Annotated in this window: 16 protein-coding genes; 9 read left to right on the forward strand and 7 right to left on the reverse strand. The window is 68.9% G+C overall.

All coding sequences use genetic code 11. The features are described 5' to 3' along the window. Nucleotides 1-5 precede the first annotated feature (5 nt). Nucleotides 6-1,691, reverse strand: coding sequence for a phosphoenolpyruvate--protein phosphotransferase (ptsP, locus tag E2F48_RS10915; protein WP_133403973.1), 1,686 nt, complete (start codon nt 1,689-1,691; stop codon nt 6-8). A 125-nt stretch (nt 1,692-1,816) separates the two neighbouring features. Between ptsP and E2F48_RS10920 the strand changes: the two genes are divergently transcribed. From E2F48_RS10920 to E2F48_RS10930, 3 genes are read left to right on the forward strand one after another with little or no spacing between them, the layout of a single operon-like run. After that, the gene (locus E2F48_RS10920; RefSeq protein WP_133403974.1) at nt 1,817-2,542 is read left to right on the forward strand and encodes a TetR/AcrR family transcriptional regulator; all 726 of its coding nucleotides are present in this window, start codon (nt 1,817-1,819) and stop codon (nt 2,540-2,542) included. A gap of 58 nt (nt 2,543-2,600) precedes the next feature. Then, entirely contained in the window at nt 2,601-4,574 is a 1,974-nt protein-coding gene (locus E2F48_RS10925; RefSeq protein WP_133403975.1) for a PTS mannitol transporter subunit IICBA, read from the forward strand. Continuing rightward, nucleotides 4,574-5,719, forward strand: a complete 1,146-nt coding sequence (locus E2F48_RS10930) for a mannitol-1-phosphate 5-dehydrogenase (protein WP_133403976.1) — start codon at nt 4,574-4,576, stop codon at nt 5,717-5,719. Before E2F48_RS10925 ends, E2F48_RS10930 begins: the two co-directional genes overlap by 1 nt. A gap of 81 nt (nt 5,720-5,800) precedes the next feature. On the opposite strand, the gene E2F48_RS10935 is transcribed toward E2F48_RS10930, so the two are convergent. After that, a complete protein-coding gene (locus tag E2F48_RS10935) occupies nt 5,801-6,478 on the reverse strand; it encodes a TetR/AcrR family transcriptional regulator (RefSeq protein ID WP_133403977.1) in 678 nt (225 codons plus the stop codon). A gap of 177 nt (nt 6,479-6,655) precedes the next feature. Between E2F48_RS10935 and E2F48_RS10940 the strand changes: the two genes are divergently transcribed. Both E2F48_RS10940 and E2F48_RS17330 read left to right on the forward strand, forming a co-directional pair. Next, a complete protein-coding gene (locus tag E2F48_RS10940) occupies nt 6,656-6,940 on the forward strand; it encodes a DUF4386 family protein (protein WP_133403978.1) in 285 nt (94 codons plus the stop codon). 259 nt (nt 6,941-7,199) lie between these two features. Further along, nucleotides 7,200-7,361, forward strand: a complete 162-nt coding sequence (locus E2F48_RS17330; protein WP_165968744.1) for a hypothetical protein — start codon at nt 7,200-7,202, stop codon at nt 7,359-7,361. Nucleotides 7,362-7,448: 87 nt separating this feature from the next. Here E2F48_RS17330 and E2F48_RS10945 read toward each other — a convergent pair whose 3' ends face one another. From E2F48_RS10945 to E2F48_RS10955, 3 genes are all read right to left on the reverse strand, one after another. Next, the gene (locus E2F48_RS10945; protein WP_133403979.1) at nt 7,449-8,228 is read right to left on the reverse strand and encodes an alpha/beta fold hydrolase; all 780 of its coding nucleotides are present in this window, start codon (nt 8,226-8,228) and stop codon (nt 7,449-7,451) included. Then, on the reverse strand, nt 8,225-8,416 hold the full coding sequence (locus tag E2F48_RS10950; protein WP_133403980.1) for a hypothetical protein: 192 nt from the start codon (nt 8,414-8,416) through the stop codon (nt 8,225-8,227). The genes E2F48_RS10945 and E2F48_RS10950 overlap by 4 nt, the downstream gene beginning before the upstream one ends. 93 nt (nt 8,417-8,509) lie before the next feature. Further along, entirely contained in the window at nt 8,510-9,649 is a 1,140-nt protein-coding gene (locus tag E2F48_RS10955) for a glutamate--cysteine ligase (protein WP_133403981.1), read from the reverse strand. A 136-nt stretch (nt 9,650-9,785) separates the two neighbouring features. On the opposite strand from E2F48_RS10955, the gene E2F48_RS10960 reads away from it, so the two are divergent. Next, the gene (locus E2F48_RS10960) at nt 9,786-10,601 is read left to right on the forward strand and encodes a shikimate 5-dehydrogenase (RefSeq protein WP_281274800.1); all 816 of its coding nucleotides are present in this window, start codon (nt 9,786-9,788) and stop codon (nt 10,599-10,601) included. A 30-nt stretch (nt 10,602-10,631) separates the two neighbouring features. Here the strand turns inward: E2F48_RS10960 and E2F48_RS10965 are convergent, their stop codons facing one another. Then, nucleotides 10,632-11,321: an HAD family hydrolase gene (locus tag E2F48_RS10965; RefSeq protein WP_133403982.1), complete on the reverse strand. Its 690-nt coding sequence runs from the start codon at nt 11,319-11,321 to the stop codon at nt 10,632-10,634. Nucleotides 11,322-11,548: 227 nt separating this feature from the next. Here E2F48_RS10965 and E2F48_RS10970 point away from each other — a divergent pair, with 227 nt between their 5' ends. Next, complete coding sequence (locus E2F48_RS10970; protein WP_133403983.1) at nt 11,549-12,757, forward strand: MFS transporter; 1,209 nt, start codon at nt 11,549-11,551, stop codon at nt 12,755-12,757. Here the strand turns inward: E2F48_RS10970 and E2F48_RS10975 are convergent. Beyond that, nucleotides 12,754-14,001 (reverse strand): class I SAM-dependent methyltransferase, encoded by a 1,248-nt coding sequence (locus E2F48_RS10975; RefSeq protein WP_133403984.1) that lies wholly within the window; start codon nt 13,999-14,001, stop codon nt 12,754-12,756. The genes E2F48_RS10970 and E2F48_RS10975 overlap by 4 nt on opposite strands. A 246-nt stretch (nt 14,002-14,247) precedes the next feature. Here E2F48_RS10975 and groES point away from each other — a divergent pair, with 246 nt between their 5' ends. Both groES and groL read left to right on the forward strand, forming a co-directional pair. Then, on the forward strand, nt 14,248-14,544 hold the full coding sequence (groES, locus tag E2F48_RS10980) for a co-chaperone GroES (RefSeq protein WP_087076694.1): 297 nt from the start codon (nt 14,248-14,250) through the stop codon (nt 14,542-14,544). A gap of 73 nt (nt 14,545-14,617) precedes the next feature. Further along, entirely contained in the window at nt 14,618-16,231 is a 1,614-nt protein-coding gene (groL, locus tag E2F48_RS10985; RefSeq protein WP_133403985.1) for a chaperonin GroEL, read from the forward strand. Nucleotides 16,232-16,389 lie beyond the last annotated feature (158 nt).

Genomic DNA, 16,389 nt, shown 5'->3' on the forward strand with positions numbered 1-16,389 from the left:
AAAGGTTAGAGGCCGAGGGATTCAAGGACAGGCAGTTCCGCGCGGACGCGTGCACGGGCCTCGGCGGCGCTCGGCGCCTTCACCGCAATCTCTGCGAGCTTCCGCGCCTCGTCGAGGCTGACGCTGTTCAGCACCGCCCCCACGCCGGCCAGCGCCCGCGGCGTCATTGACAACGTCGAGACTCCCAGACCAACGAGCACCACGGCAAGCGCGGGGTCTGCCGCGGCCTCACCGCACACCCCGACGGGCTTGGCATTGCCCTCGGCGACCGAACCCTCCACGGTGAGCCCGATCAGGCGCAGGACGGCCGGCTGCCAGGCGTTGTTCAACGCCGCGAGCGAGCCGAGCTGCCGGTCGGCGGCCATGGCGTACTGGGTGAGATCATTGGTGCCGATGCTGGCGAAACCCACCTCGGCGAGGATCGATTCGCTCATCAGCGCGGCCGAGGGCACCTCGACCATCACCCCGGGCTTTTTCAGGCCCGCCTCTGTGGTCATTGCCGCGAAGTCGGCGGCCTCTTCGGCGGTGGAGATCATGGGCGCCATCACCCAGACTTCGGCCGAAGACTGTGCCTCGGCGTCGGCGATGGCCTTCAGCTGCCGTGCGAGCACGCCGGGGCTGGTGATGTCGGTGCGGTACCCGCGGACGCCGAGGGCGGGGTTCGGCTCGGAGGTGTCGGTGAGGAAGGGAAGGGGCTTGTCCGCGCCGGCGTCCAGGGTCCGGACCACCACCTTCCTGCCGGGGAAGGCGTCGAACACCCCCTTGTAGGCCTCCACCTGCTCATCGTGCGTCGGTTCGCTGTCCCGGCCCAGGAAGCAGAATTCGGTGCGGAGCAGACCCACGCCCTGGGCCCGGGCGTCCGCCGCCCCGCGGGCGTCCTTGGCCCCTCCGACATTGGCCAGCAGCGGCACCTCGTGGCCGTCCGAGGTTCTGCCGGTGCCGTCGAATTCGGTGAGGGCCGCCGCAGCGGCGGCGTAGGCCTCGGCCGCGGCCTCCTCCTCGGCGCCGGGGTCCACGCTGATGGTTCCGGCGGCACCGTCGACGTACACGCGCGCACCGGTTTCAAGCTCGTCCACGCCCGTCGCGGCGACCACGGCCGGCAGGCCCAGGGAGCGGGCGATGATGGCGGTGTGTGACTGCGGTCCGCCGCCGGAGGTGACCAGGGCCAGGACCTTCCCGGGGTCAAGGGTGGCGGTGTCGGCGGGCGCGAGGTCCTCGGCGATCAGGATGAAGGGGGTTTCCGAGGACGGGATGCCCGGCGCGGGCAGCCCGCGCAGCTCGGCCACGATCCGGGCCCGGACGTCGAGCACGTCGGTGGCGCGTTCGGCCATGTACCCGCCGAGGTTGTGGAGCATTTCGGCCACCGAGGCGCCGGCATCCCAGGCCGCGCGCTCGGCGGAGGTGCCGGCATTGATGAGTTTGATCGCGTTCTTGACAAGCATGGGATCAGTGGCCATCATGGCGGTCGCCTCAAGCACGGCACGCGCGTCGCCGCTGGCCGTTTCCGAACGCTGTTTCAACTCGGCCTGAACGGCCTTCGTCGCCGACCGCAGGGCCGCTGCGGCATCCTCGGGGGTTACGCCCTGCCGGAGCTGTTCGCCCTTGGGAGGCTCGCTCACGGGCTTGGGCATCTGGCGGATGGTTCCGATGACCCGCCCCGGGCTGACGCCTACTCCTGAGAAATTCCGCATTGAACGTCCTCATTTCCTTGCCGTGTGCGCAGAGACTTCCACCGTACCCGCCCGGGCCCGGGTGCGGCATCGAACCAGTGTGATCCACTTCATATATCAACGCTATAGGTGTTACGGTAGCAGGCATGGATACCGCTGGCGAGCCTGCGCCGAAGATCAGGCTGCTGAGGGCAGCCGCGTCGCTGCTGGCCGAGTCCGGCGGGTCACCCGTATCAACGCGCCAGGTGACCCGGCTCGCCCGGGTCACCGCTCCCACCCTGTACCACCACTTTGGGGACAAGGAGGGCCTCTTTGACGCCGTCGTGGCCGAAGGCTTCACTGAATACCTCGAGGGCGAGCGCAACCTCCCCAGCTCGGGGCAGCCGGTGGAGGACCTGCGCCGTCATTGGGACAACCACGTGCAGTTCGGTCTCGACCATCCCCACCTGTACCTGGTCATGTTCGGCAATATCCGTCCGGAACGCCGGCCCTCGATGGTGGCCGAGGCCGAGGCGTTCCTCGAAGAAGTCCTGAAGCGGGCGGCCGCCGCGGCCCGCCTGGTCGTGCCGCCTGCCGAGGCGGCCCGAAGCCTGCTCGCGGCGAACATCGGCGTGACCCTCATGCTGATCGCCGAGCCCGCCTCCAACCGGAGCCTCGAACTGTCAGTGATGACACGCGAGGCTGTCATCTCCGCCATCGCGACCGATTCCGACTCGGACCCGGTCATCGACACCGAGGGCACCCCTTCGGTGGTGGTCGCGGCCATTGCGCTGAATGCCGCGCTGCAGGCATCGCACCCCGACCAGCTCTCCAGCTCCGAGCTGAAGCTCTTCCTCGAGTGGCTGCATCGGATTTCCACCCGGACGGGCTGACAAGCAACCAATTTATCCATTCCCCGCACTGACGCAGGGACAACGGTTAGGAACGCACGTGGCAACACAAGCAGAAGCGGCGCCCCGCACCAGTGCGCGGGTCCGCGTCCAAAAATTCGGGACCTTCCTGTCCGGAATGATCATGCCCAACATCGGGGCCTTCATTGCGTGGGGCATCATCACCGCGTTCTTCATCGAGAAGGGCTTCACCCCGGTGGGCGTCCTTGGCGGTTTCGGTGAGAACGCGGCAGGAGAGCCGAACGTCGGGCTCGTCGGTCCGATGATCACCTACCTGCTCCCGCTGCTCATCGGCTACACCGGTGGGCGCATGGTCCACGGGCTCCGCGGCGGCGTCGTGGGAGCGGCGGCCACCATGGGCGTGATCGTGGGCACCGACATCCCCATGTTCATCGGTGCGATGATTATGGGCCCGCTCACCGCCCTCATTATGAAGAAGCTCGACGGACTCTGGGCGGGTAAGATCAAGCCCGGCTTCGAGATGCTCGTCGACAACTTCTCGGCAGGCATCGTCGCCGCAGCGATGGCGGTCTTCGGCCTGCTCGCCGTCGGGCCGCTGGTGACCGCCTTCAGCAACGCGGCCGGCGCCGTCGTCGACTTCCTCGTCACCAACGGACTGCTGCCCTTCACGAGCATCCTGATTGAACCGGCCAAGGTGCTCTTCCTTAACAACGCCATCAACCACGGCATCCTGACGCCGTTGGCCACCGAGCAGTCCCTTGAGAACGGCAAGTCGATCCTGTTCCTGCTCGAGGCCAACCCCGGCCCCGGCTTCGGTGTCCTGCTCGCCTACATGGTGTTCGGCCGCGGCATCGCCAAGGCCTCCGCCCCGGGCGCCGCGCTGATCCACTTCGTCGGCGGCATCCACGAGATCTACTTCCCCTACGTGCTGATGAAGCCCATCATGATTCTCGCCGCGATCGGCGGCGGCATGGCCGGCATCCTGACCCTCGTGATCACCGGCGCGGGCCTGCGCTCGCCGGCCGCCCCGGGCAGCATTCTCGCCGTGTACGCCGCGACGGCCTCCGACAGCTACGTCGGGGTCACCCTCTCGGTGCTGCTCGCCACCGCGGTGTCCTTCCTGATCGGTTCGGTGATCCTCAAGACCACCCGGAACCCGGCCGACGACGACGGCAGCCTCAGCAACGCCACCGCCCGCATGGAAGGCCTCAAAGGCCGCAAGAGCTCGGTCTCCGGTCTGATCGGCGCCAAGGGAGAGGCGCCCGCCGGCCCGATCCGCAATGTCGTTTTCGCCTGCGACGCCGGCATGGGATCGAGTGCCATGGGAGCCTCAGTGCTGCGGAACAAGTTCAAGGCAGCCGGCCTGACGGACGTCACGGTCACGAACTCCTCGATCGCGAACCTCACCGACTCCTACGACCTGGTGGTCACCCACCAGGACCTGACGGAGCGGGCCCGGCCGCTGACCGCCGCAGCAACTCACGTCTCCGTGGACAACTTCATGAACAGCCCGCGGTACGACGAGATCGTCGACCTGGCCCGCAGCCAGCGCGAAGGGGACGGCACACCGGCGCCCGACAGCGGAGCGCCCGACATCTCCGAGCAGGCCCAGCCGGCAGGCGATGAAGTCCTCGCGGAGCGGAGCGTCGTCCTGCAGGGAAGCGCGACCAACCAGGCCGATGCCATCAACGAGGCCGGCCGGCTGCTGGTGGACCGCGGTGCGGTCGAGGAGAGCTACATCGCGGCCATGCACGAACGCGAGCGTTCGGTGCCGACCTACATGGGCAACTTCCTGGCCATCCCGCACGGCACCAATGCCGCCAAGGAATACATCAAGCGTTCGGCCGTCTCGATCGTGCGCTACCCCGAGGGCATCGACTGGAACGGGAAGCAGGTAAAGTTCGTCGTCGGCGTGGCCGGGGTGAACAACGAGCACCTCTCGATCCTGTCGGCCATCGCCCGCGTCTTCTCGGACAAGGAGCAGGTGGCGCGCCTCGACCGGGCCGAAACCGTCGACGAGGTTCTCTCGCTCTTCGGGAAGGTGAACGCCTAGTGAAGGCCGTGCACTTTGGGGCCGGGAACATCGGCCGCGGCTTCGTGGGGCTGCTGCTCCACGAAGCCGGCTATGAGGTGGTGTTCGCCGATGTGGCCGAGGCGCTGATCGACCAGCTCGCCTCAACGCCGTCCTATACGGTCCACGAGGTCGGAGAGGAGCCCACCGACAAGACGGTGGACAACTACCGGGCCCTGAACTCGCGCGCCGAGGAGGCTGCGGTGATCGAGGAGATCGCCACCGCCGACATGGTCACCACCGCCGTCGGGCCGGGGGTGCTGAAGTTCCTAGCTCCGGTGATCGCAGCCGCCATCGCGCGGCGGTCACCGGAGGCACCCCCGCTGCAGGTGATGGCATGCGAGAATGCGATCAACGCCACCGACCTCCTGCGGGAGGCCGTGGTGGACGCGTACTCGGGGGACCGGAGCGGGCTGCACACGCGGGCGGTCTTCGCCAATACCGCGGTAGACCGGATCGTGCCGAACCAGGCGCCGGGGCAGGGCCTCGACGTGACGGTGGAGACCTTCTACGAATGGGTCATCGACCGGACCCCGTTCGGGGGCAGCGAGCCTCGGATTCCCGGGGCCACCTACGTGGACGACCTCGCCCCGTACATCGAGCGCAAGCTGTTCACGGTCAACACCGGGCACGCCGCCTGCGCCTATTTCGGCTACGCGGCCGGGGTCGAAAAGATTTCCGATGCCATGGCGGATTCCGAGGTGGCGCGCCGGGTGCGGGCCGTGCTGGAGGAGACGAAGCAGCTGCTGGTCACCAAGCACGGCTTCGCCGCCGACGAGCAGGAGGCGTACGTGCAGAAAATCCTGCGCCGGTTCTCCAACCCGCACCTGCCGGACACGGTGGTGCGGGTCGGACGGGCGCCGCTGCGCAAGCTGGGACGCCACGAACGCTTCGTCGGCCCCGCGGCCGAACTCGCCGAGGGCGGTACCCATCCGGCCGCCCTGCTGGCGGCGATGGAGGCAGCACTTGCCTTCACTGATCCGGCAGATCCCGAAGTCGAGGAACTTGCCCGCATCATTGGTAGCAACCCGGCGGAAGAGGCGGTCACCCGGATCACGGGCCTGGACGCGGGGCACGTCCTGTTCCCATCGGTCCTTGACCTGATCAAGGCCCGCGCCGCGGTGTAGCCCGGGTCAGCCGGCAGACTAAAGCGGGAGTGCTCCCTCTCCGGTCCGGAGGGGGAGCACTTCCGCGTTGAGGCGCCGGGGTCAGCCGGAAGCGGCCCGGTGGGCGGCCTCGATTCCGTCGAGGATGAGTCCGAGCCCGAACGCAAATTCATCCCCGTAGGCGTAGCCGGGCTGAAGGATATGGGTCTGCGCCATTTCGGCGAGGTGGGGAAAGGCGCCGGACATCATGTGCTGCTGGGCCAGGATGTCCTCGGTTGCCGTGTTGACGTCCACGGCCTCGCTCAGCGGCAGGGAGGCCTCCTGGAGGGCGAATCCGTCGACGTAGCTGTCGAGCAGCGACATCGCGTGCGCAGTGAGCGTCATTGAGAATCCCGCACCGCGCAGACAGGCGATCACGGCGTCGAGGTGCCCCAGCGTTGCAGCGCCCGGTGTGGAGCGCATCACGCTGATCGCCCACGGATGCCGGGCCCAAGCGGCGCGGGCGGAGTGCGCGCGGTCCTCGAGGGCCGTCCGCCAGGGGGTATCCGTCGAAGGCAGGGCGATTTCGTCGAACACCAGATCGACCATGCCGTCGATAATGTCGTCCTTGTTCTTCACGTGGTAGTAGAGCGACATGGCCTCCACACCCAGCGCCTGGGCGAGCCTGCGCATGCTCAGGGACTCGAGACCACCGGCGTCGGCTAGGTCCACGGCCACCCGCACCGCCCGGTCCCGGGAAACCGGATCCCGGGGCGCCTTCGGCCCTCGTGTCGATGCCATCGCACTCCCTTCGTGGATCTCCGCAGCTGGCTCCCACCCGCTCTACCCAAAGATTACCTTACGGCGTATGGTGTGGACAGTTCCGACCTTACGCCGTCAGGTACGACGGCGCGGCCTTCGAAAAACCCTCCTCCCGGGTATAGCACTCCCCGCGGCCGCCGCGGCAGTACTGCCGGAGTGCCGGCCGGAATCCCGCTGCAGGTAGGAGGCCGCACCGCGGCCCTCGCCGTCAACGGCGGCTTCCTCTCCTACCAGGTGGCGATGGCCGGGCTGGGACTCGGCAGCGTCTTCTTCTGCTCCCTGCTGCTGCGCAAGCGCCTGGTGCCGTGGTTCCTCCCCGTCTGGGGGCTGGCCGGATATGCGGCCTTCGCCGCTGGAGCCGTGCTTGAGATCCTGGGCTTCGCCGGGCTCGGCATGGTCTTTACCGTTTCGGGCGGGCTCTTCGAGCTCTTCGGGATCTAGCTCCTCGCCGGGAAGTCCCCGCTGATCATCCCCGCGGCGGTGCCTGCGGAGAAGCTCACGGTGTCCTAACTCCGGGGCCTCGGCGCCGCATTCGCAGGTAGTCGGGACGGCGCGCTCCTACCACGGGAAACCGCGCCGGGCCATCGAAAGCGGGCGCGCGGCGGAGGGGGGCACCTGTCCGCAGCGGGAAGGGCTGCGGCGGTACGATCGGCTCACGATCCCGGTTCGACGCCAAGGACACACCAGCAGGGAGGATGCCATGACCAGCGAGACGCCCGACCCGGCGCAGGACATCGACAGCAGCGACATCGAAGCCATCCAGAATGACGAGGGCCTGATTCAGGCCGACCGGGTGGACCTGATCACCAGCCAGCTCGAGGAAGAGGACGCCGACCCGGACCGGGATCCGCCCGCCTCCTGACTGGCGCAGAACCCCGGGCGCCCGCCCGCTTGCCGCCGGTACCGCCCAGTTTGCGGCGGGATCAGCGAGCGGGGGCAGTGGGCGGGGTCACCGGCTGAGAAAGACGTTGACGCGCTCGGCGAGCCGGGCAGGGTCGACGTCGTGGCCCTGACCGTCGAGGACATCGAGCTCCGCCCCGGGAACCAGCTCGGCGATGCCGCGGGCACCCCACTGCAGGAAGTCCGGGGAGGCGCCACCGGCCAGGGACAAGGTGCGGGCGGTAATGGAGGCCAACTCGGCCGGAATGCTGCTGTCGCCCATCACGGCGTCGTCATATCCGAGGGTGGGGGCGATGGCGGTCATCCCCTCCCAGCTGGGCGATGATTTCATGTGCTGCACCGCGGGGCCGGGTACTCCGACCCGGGTCAGGAATGCCGTCACTGCGCCGTCGCGGTCTCCGGCGCCCAGCGCCGAGCCCAGTTCCGCCGTATAGGCGAGGGCCGCCGGCCGGGCCGGCTCGGGCATGAAGGGCACCTCGTACACAATCAGGTCGGTGACCTCCGCGGCGAGGCGGGCGGCCGCGAGCGCGGCCAGCGCCCCACCGGAGGACATGCCCAGGAGGGCGGCCGGAGCGCCGACCGCTGAGATCAGGGCCGCGATGTCCTCGATCTCCCGGTCCACGGCATAGGGAAGGGTGTCGCTGCTGGCACCGCGGCCCCGGCGGTCGTACAGCACGACGGTGCGCGTCGGCGCCAGCCCGGGGGCGACGGCGCGCATCGGCCCCGCGCCGCGGTGGCACATGGCGCCGTCGATGAGGATGACCGCCGGGCCCGCCCCCTGGGTTTCGTAGCCGATGCGGGTTCCGTCGGCGGAGCGCACCTCGCTCATCGGTGGGTTCCTTTCGTCGTCACGAACGGATCCGCGTCCGCTCGTGCGTCCTGGCCGGACGGCTGCTTCTTCAGCTGGATGGCAGTCGTCTCCCCGGACCTCATCCGCTCGTCGATGTAGGTGCTCATGCTGCCGGCTAACCAGGGGCCGGGTCTTTCCGCGGGCATGGGGGAAAGGGTGATCTGCATGGCTGATCCTTTCACGCAGGCTCCCCGGGCACCAGAGCGCCCCGGAACCGGTCCCCGCGCCGGCCGTTGGACCGCCGTATCGGCCGCCGCGCGTTACCGGCGCAGCTGGTCGACCATGTCCATCACCACGGCGCGCAGGTTGCCGCCGTTCTCCTCGGCGACCCGGCGCTGGCGCTGGTACCCGGCGCCCCGGGTCAGGATCGTCTCGACGTCGGCCAGTTCGTCGCTGCAGCCCAGCTTCGCGGCGACCGGTTCCAGCCGGTTGAGCACCTCCGTGAGGTGCTCGGTGACGAGCTGTTCCTTGCCGGAGGCATCGAGGATGATGATGGCGTCGAGGCCGTACCGGGCGGCCCGCCACTTGTTCTCCTGCACATGCCACGGCGGCATCGTCGGGATGGTCCGGCCGGCGTCGAGCTGGGTGGAGAACTCGTCGACAAGGCACTGGGTCAACGCAGCCACCGCGCCGACGTCCTGGAGGGTGGAGAGCCCGTCGCAGACGCGCATTTCGACGGTGCCGAGGTTGCCGACCGGGCGCACGTCCCAGCGGATCTCACTCACCGAATCGATGACCCCGGTGGTGAACATGTCGGAAACGTACGCCTCGTACGCCTCCCAGTCCGGGAACTGGAAGGGCAGCCCGGCGGTGGGAAGCTGCTGGAACATCAGCGCCCGCTGTGAGGCATACCCGGTGTCCTCCCCGCCCCAGAAGGGGGAGGAGGCCGAGAGCGCCTGGAAGTGGGGGAAGTAGTTGATGAGCCCGTCCAGCACCGGCAGGGCCTTGTCCCGCGAATCGAGCCCGACATGGACGTGCACGCCGTAGATCACCATCTGGCGGCCCCACCACTGGGTGCGGTCGATCAGCTTGAAGTAGCGTTCCTTGTCCGAGACGGGCTGGGAACGCGGAGCGCTGAAGGGGTGGGACCCGGCGGAGAACAGCTCGACGCCCATCGGATCGGTGACCTCCCGCACCGCGGCCAGGGACCTTCTCAGGTCCGCCTTCGCCTCGGCGACGGTCGTGCAGACGCCGGTCACGAGCTCGACGGTGTTCAGCAGCAGTTCCTGCTTGATGTGCGGGTGTTCCTCGTCGTCCTGGAGTTCGGGGTGGTTGGCGGTGACCCCCCGCAGGACCTCCTCAGCGGCCGACACGAGCTCTCCGCTGTGCCGGTCGACCAAAGCCAGCTCCCACTCAACGCCCAGGGTGGACTGGGCTGAGCGTGCAAAATCGATCTTCATGGGCTGGCTCCTGACCGGTACCGGACTGTGTGCTGGTTTTTCGCCTCGGCAGCGCGTCATCGCGAATGAGAACTGAGCCAATCGTAGTGCAGGGCCCGCACCAGCGCGCGCGGCGATCGGATGGAACAATGGGCACGTGCCGATCCTCAATAAAGACATGACCCTGTGCATCTCCCTCGCCGCGCGCCCTAGCAATATCGGCACCCGGTTCCACAACTACCTGTACGACGAGCTGGGGCTGAACTACATCTACAAGGCGTTCACCACCACGGACCTGCCCGCGGCAATCGGCGGCGTGCGCGCGCTGGGGATCCGCGGCTGTGCCATTTCCATGCCCTTCAAGGAGGACGTCATCGCCCTCGTTGACCGCATGGACCCCTCGGCGACGGCGATCGATTCGGTCAACACCATCGTCAACGACGACGGCGTGCTCACCGCGTACAACACCGATTACCTCGCCGTGGCCCGGCTGCTGGCCAACCACAAGGTGTCTACGGACCACACGGTGCTGGTACGCGGCTCCGGCGGCATGGCGAAGGCGGTTGTGGCGGCGGTGCGCGACTCCGGATTCCGGGACGTGACGGTTGTGGCGCGGAACGAGGAGGCCGGCCGGGCGCTGGCCGAGCTGTACGGGTTCGCCTGGCAGCAGGAGGTCGGCTCCTCGACCGCAGGGCTGCTGATCAATGTCACCCCGGTCGGGATGGCGGGCCCGGACGCGGACGAGGTCTCCTTCCCGGCCGCCGCGATTGAAGCGGCCTCGGTGGTCTTCGATGTCGTCGCGCTGCCCTCGGAGACCCCGCTGATCCGTGCTGCCCGCGCCGCGGGCAAGCCCGTGATCACCGGCGCCGAGGTCATCGCCCTCCAGGCGGAGGAGCAGTTCGTGCTCTACACCGGGGTGCGTCCCTCCGCGGAGCAGGTGGCCGCCGCAGGCGAATTCTCCCGGCAGGGTTGACCCATCCGGCGATGCTGACCCGGCGGGCCCTCAGGCGAGGAGCTTCGCCAGGGGGCTGTCGGTGAAATTCTGCAGGAGCATCCGAACGTCCTTGTACACCTCGGCGGCGCCGGCCTCACGCAGTTCGGCCTCGCTCGTGCCCCCGGTGGTGATGCCGATGGTGGGAATGTCCAGCTCCGTCGCCGAGAACACGTCCCAGACCGAATCGCCGACGAACACCGTGTTGCCCGCTTCCAGGCCGCCGGCCTCGAGGGCCGCCTGCAGGATGTCGGGGGAGGGCTTGCTGTTCTCGGCATCCGAGGAGCTCGTGGCGCCGGTGATGGCCGCGTCGGCGTCGATGACGCTGCGGAGGACCTCGAGCTCCTTCCCGGACGCCGAGGAGGCAAGGACGACGACGAGGCCCTCGTCGAAACAGCGGCCCAGCAGGTCGCCGGCACCGTCGAACGCGCGCAGTGAGGGCCAGTAGGTCGAGAACACGGCGCCGTGCGTGGCGTCGAGTTCCCCGTCGAGGGAGGCGTCGCGGTCCTCGCCGAGCAGGTGCGCGACGAGTTTGTCGCCGCCCATGCCGATCGCCCGGTGGATCTCCGCCATCGGCACGTCATGCCCGAAGCGGCGGAACGCCTGCCACCAGGCGATCGTGTGCTGGTAGTTCGAGTCGACGAGGGTGCCGTCGACGTCGACGAGGACACCGCGGCGCGGTGATGCTGGCTGGGGGGTCATGGCTGCCACCTTAGCTGTCCGGGGGTTTCCCCGAGTCTAGTGAGTCCGTACCCGCGGCCGGAGGGATTCTGCGGCTGGCCCGCGGGGCGGCCGTCCTGTACGGAAGGGCGGGACGGGGAATTCTCAGGGTTCTTGAATGGTTGTTCAATAACTGACAAGCGGCAGTGTGGCCGACATCCCCGAACGAACGTTCCCAACCGAACGTTTCCAACCCGAGAAGAGCCTCCATGAACTCCAGCACAGCCACCGCCCAGGACGCCGCCCCACCGCCCTCCAGCCCGCTCCGCACCCGATCACCCTGGTGGGGCGTGGCCTCCCTGTCCGTTGTCCTCTTTGCGATCGTGACGAGCGAATTCCTTCCGGCGAGCCTGCTCTCCCGCATGTCCTCCGATCTCGGCATCTCCGAGGGCCTGGCGGGCCAGGCAGTGACCGCCACCGCCGTCGCCGCAGCGGTCACCGGTCCCGCCATCGCGCTGGTGCTGCCGCGGCTTGACCGGCGGACCGCGCTGATCCTGCTCGTGGTCCTGGCGGCGGTGTCCAACCTCCTGGTCGCCCTGGCCCCCTCCTTCGCGGTGCTGCTCACCGCGCGGCTCCTGCTCGGGGTGTCGGTCGGAGGTTTCTGGGCTCTGGCCATCGCCGTCGTCGCCGCCCTGGTCAGCCGCGAAAGGATCGGCCGCGGCATGATGGTCGTCAACGTCGGCGTCTCCCTGGCCACCATCCTCGCCGTTCCCCTGGGGCTGGTGCTCGGCGAGCTGTGGGGCTGGCGCGTGCTGTTCCTGCTGGCGGCCGGGGCCAGCGTCGTCGGCCTTGTGCTGGCCGCGGCCTGGCTTCCGCCGGTCGCCCCCGAACCCTCGCCGGGCCGGGCCTTCCTGGCGACCCTCCGGTCACCCCTGGTGATCGTCGGAATGGTCGGCATGTTCCTCATCGCCGGCGGACACTTCGCCGGCTTCACCTACATCCGCCTCGCCGGAGACCTCGTCGCCGGGCTCACTGCCGAGGGGTTCGCCCTGGCGCTGGCCACCTTCGGGATCGCCTCATTCGTGGGCAACCTCGCCAGCGGCCCGGCCGCCGACGGCGCACTCCACCGCGCCGTCGTCGTCATGGGGGCGGCAGTGGGCATCGCGACCATCCTGTGGGCCACCCTGGGCAGCAGCCTCCCGGTCGCTGTTGCGGCCATCGTGCTCTGGGGACTCGGCTTCGGTGCCATCCCCACCCTCATCCAGTCCTGGATGGCGCGGGCGCACCCGGAGAGCCTCGAATCGGTCTCCGGGGTCACCGTCGCCGCCTTCCAGCTGGCCATCGGCCTCGGCGCGGCGGTGGGCGGGGTACTCGTCAACAGTTTCGACGTCCGGGCGGCGCTGATCGCCGGCGGCGCGGCCGCCCTCCTCGGCGGTGTGCTCCTCGGAGTAGTGCGCACCCGCAGGCTCGGGGCCTAGCCGGCCGCCGGGACCTGGTGCGCCGGGACGGGCTCGACGACGATGGCCACGCGGTCATCGCCGATCCGAGTCAGCACCAGCGTGGCCTTCTTCCGGGCCTTCCCGGAGCCGCTGAGCAGCTGGCGCCGGACCTCCTCCGGGGTGACGGAGGTTCCGCGCTTCTTGATGTCGAGGACACCGATGCCTTCGGCGCGCACCCACTGCTTGAGGGCCTTGATATTGAAGGGGCGGGTCTCCACGATCCGGTAGGGGCGGGCGAACGGCGTCTCGTGGAGCTCCGGCGCGCAGATGTAGGCGATCCGGGGATCGAGCAGGTGCCCGGAGAGCCGCTCCGCGACGTCGGCCACGAGGCCCGCCCGGATGACGGCCCCGTCCGGCTCGTACAGGTAGCCCTCCGGCGGCCCTACGGGCGCCTCCGGGCCGGCGCCGAAGTCCTCGGCGCTGGTCAGCTCCGCCGCGCCGTGGGCGCTGAGCACGAGGGCCGCGCGGCGCACCCCGGGCCGGCGCAGCGCATTGAACCACAGGGCCGCCTCGGTCACGTCGCCGTCCACCGAGACCCACTGGGCCTCGCAGTCCGCCGGCACCGCCTCATGCGGGATGCCCGGGCCCAGCTTCACCCCCACGGGCGTGCCGTGGGCGGCGAGGTCCTCGACGAAGGACAGCGGGGGAGAAAACGCCTCGGGGTCGAAGAGGCGGGTGGTGCCCGAGGTGGAGGTGCTGCGGCGGGCCGGATCCAGCCAGACGCCGTCGTACTTCGTCACATCCACGGCCGACGCATCGGCATTCAGCACCGACGCGTTCGGCCAGGGGAGCAGGTTCATGGTCGCGGCGGCCGCGGTGGTCTCGTCGAGCTCGACGGCGGTCACCTCCCGCTCCAGGGTGGCCAGCGCCATTGAGTCCGCGCCGATCCCGCAGCCCAGGTCGGCCACCCGCACCAGGTCCGCGGCCACGAACCGCTGCGCGTGGTGGGCCGCGACCCGCAGCCGCGTCGCCTGCTCCAGCCCGGCGGAGGTGAACACCATCCGGTCCGCGAAGCCGCCGAACTTCGCGTGGGCCTTGGCCCGCAGGCGGCACTGGGTGAGGGCCGCCGCCACGACCTCGGGGGCGTGGCCTGCCCGGCGCAGCTGTTCGCTCAACTGCAGGCTGCCGGCCTCCGAATACGGACCCAGCGAGTTCAGCAGCTCCCAGCCCTGGGGGGTGAGGATCGGTGCGATGGAGTCGGTGACGGGGTTCTCGGAAGCCATGATCCAACCCTAGGCGACGTACCCGGCGGTGCGCTGCGTGCTCCGGGGCGCGGAGCGCGCTCCCGGAAACCCGCGCGTTCTGGCACTCGCCTTGACCGAGTGCTAACCAGTGCATAAAGTCAGGGTTGGCACTCTCAGTAGGAGGGTGCTAATCCCGAGGAAAGTGCCGGCCGGCACCCGCGACGACGGCCAGTGCGGAACCAACGGCCTTCAATCCATTAGTAACGAACGCAAAGGAGAGCCCGAGTGTCGGTCTCTATTAAGCCTCTTGAGGATCGTATTGTTGTCCGCCCGCTGGAAGCCGAGCAGACGACTGCTTCCGGTCTGGTCATCCCGGATACCGCTAAGGAGAAGCCCCAGGAGGGCGAGGTTGTAGCTGTAGGACCGGGCCGTGTCGACGACAACGGCAACCGCGTTCCCGTCGACGTCGCCGAGGGCGACGTCGTCATCTACTCGAAGTACGGCGGAACCGAGGTCAAGCACGGCGGCCAGGAATACCTGGTGCTCTCGGCGCGCGACGTCCTGGCGGTCGTCGTTAAGTAGGCTTTTTCCGATGAAGACCCCGGCCAGTACTGGCCGGGGTCTTCTCACTGCACCAGCCTGAAAGGAACAAACCATGGCAAAGCAGTTGGAGTTCAACGATGCAGCCCGACGCGCACTCGAGGCCGGCGTCGACAAGCTTGCAAACACCGTCAAGGTGACCCTTGGCCCGCGCGGACGCAACGTCGTGCTGGACAAGAAGTGGGGAGCGCCCACGATCACGAACGACGGCGTCACCATCGCCCGTGAGGTCGAACTCGACGACCCCTACGAGAACCTCGGCGCCCAGCTGGCCAAGGAAGTCGCGACGAAGACCAACGACGTCGCCGGTGACGGCACCACCACGGCCACCGTGCTCGCACAGGCCCTGGTCAAGGAAGGCCTGCGCAATGTTGCCGCAGGCGCCGCTCCAGGACAGCTCAAGCACGGCATCGAGGTCTCGGTCGAGGCCGTCGCCGCGCGCCTGCTGGAGAACGCCAAGGAGGTTGTCGGCCACCAGACCGCCAGCGTCGCGGCCATCTCCGCCCAGAGCACCGAGGTCGGCGACCTGCTCGCCGAGGCATTCGACAAGGTCGGCAAGGACGGCGTCATCACCATCGAGGAATCCTCCTCGACCGTGACCGAACTCGTCCTCACCGAAGGCATGCAGTTCGACAAGGGTTACCTCTCGCCGTACTTCGTGACCGACGCCGAGCGCCAGGAAGCCGTCCTCGAGGACGCGCTGATCCTGATCAACTCCGGCAAGATCTCCTCCCTGGCGGAATTCCTTCCCCTGCTGGAGAAGGCCCTCCAGGCCGGCAAGCCGCTGTTCATCATCGCCGAAGATATCGAAGGCGAAGCGCTGTCCACCCTCGTGGTGAACAAGATTCGCGGCACCCTGAACGCCGTCGCCGTGAAGGCGCCCGGCTTCGGCGACCGCCGCAAGGCCATGATGCAGGACATCGCCACCCTCACCGGTGCGCAGGTCGTTTCCCCCGACCTGGGCCTGAAGCTGGACCAGGTCGGCCTCGAGGTGCTGGGCTCCGCCCGGCGCATCACGGTCACCAAGGACGCCACCACCATCGTCGACGGCGCGGGCGAAGCCTCCGACGTCGCCGACCGCGTGGCGCAGATCCGCGCCGAGGTTGAGCGCACCGACTCCGACTGGGACCGCGAGAAGCTCCAGGAGCGCCTCGCGAAGCTCTCCGGCGGTGTGGGTGTCATCAAGGTCGGTGCCGCCACCGAGGTTGAGCTGAAGGAAAAGAAGCACCGCATCGAGGACGCCGTCTCCGCGACGCGCGCCGCACTCGATGAGGGCATCGTCGCAGGTGGCGGTTCCGCGCTCGTCCAGGCCGGCAAGGCCCTGGACACCGACAGCAGCGTCCTCGCCCTCGAGGGCGACGCCGCGACCGCCGTCGGCCTGGTGCGCCGCGCCCTGGCGCAGCCGCTGCGCTGGATCGCCGAGAACGCCGGACACGAAGGCTATGTCGTCGTGGCGAAGGTCTCCGAACTCGAGGACGGGCACGGCTTCAACGCCGTCACGGGCGAGTACGAGAACCTGATCGACGCCGGCATCATCGACCCGGTCAAGGTGACCCGCTCGGCGCTGCGCAACGCAGCCTCGATCGCCGCCCTGGTCCTGACGACCGAGACGCTCGTCGTCGAGAAGCCCGCGGAGGACGAAGAGGACGGCCACGGCCACAGCCACTAGTCCCCGCACGGCAGGGCCCGCCACCGGACCCTGCCGGCAGGCAGCGAAGCACCCCGGCCGGGTCCACCGGCCGGGGTGCTTCGCTTAACGGGCGCCATTCAACGGATGCGGCCCGCCCGCCGGCACATAGGTCCGGTGGCTCCCGGCCGGCATCGGCC

Origin of the sequence: Arthrobacter crusticola, assembly GCF_004357995.1 — a bacterium.
Classification (GTDB): Bacteria; Actinomycetota; Actinomycetes; order Actinomycetales; family Micrococcaceae; genus Arthrobacter_D; species Arthrobacter_D crusticola.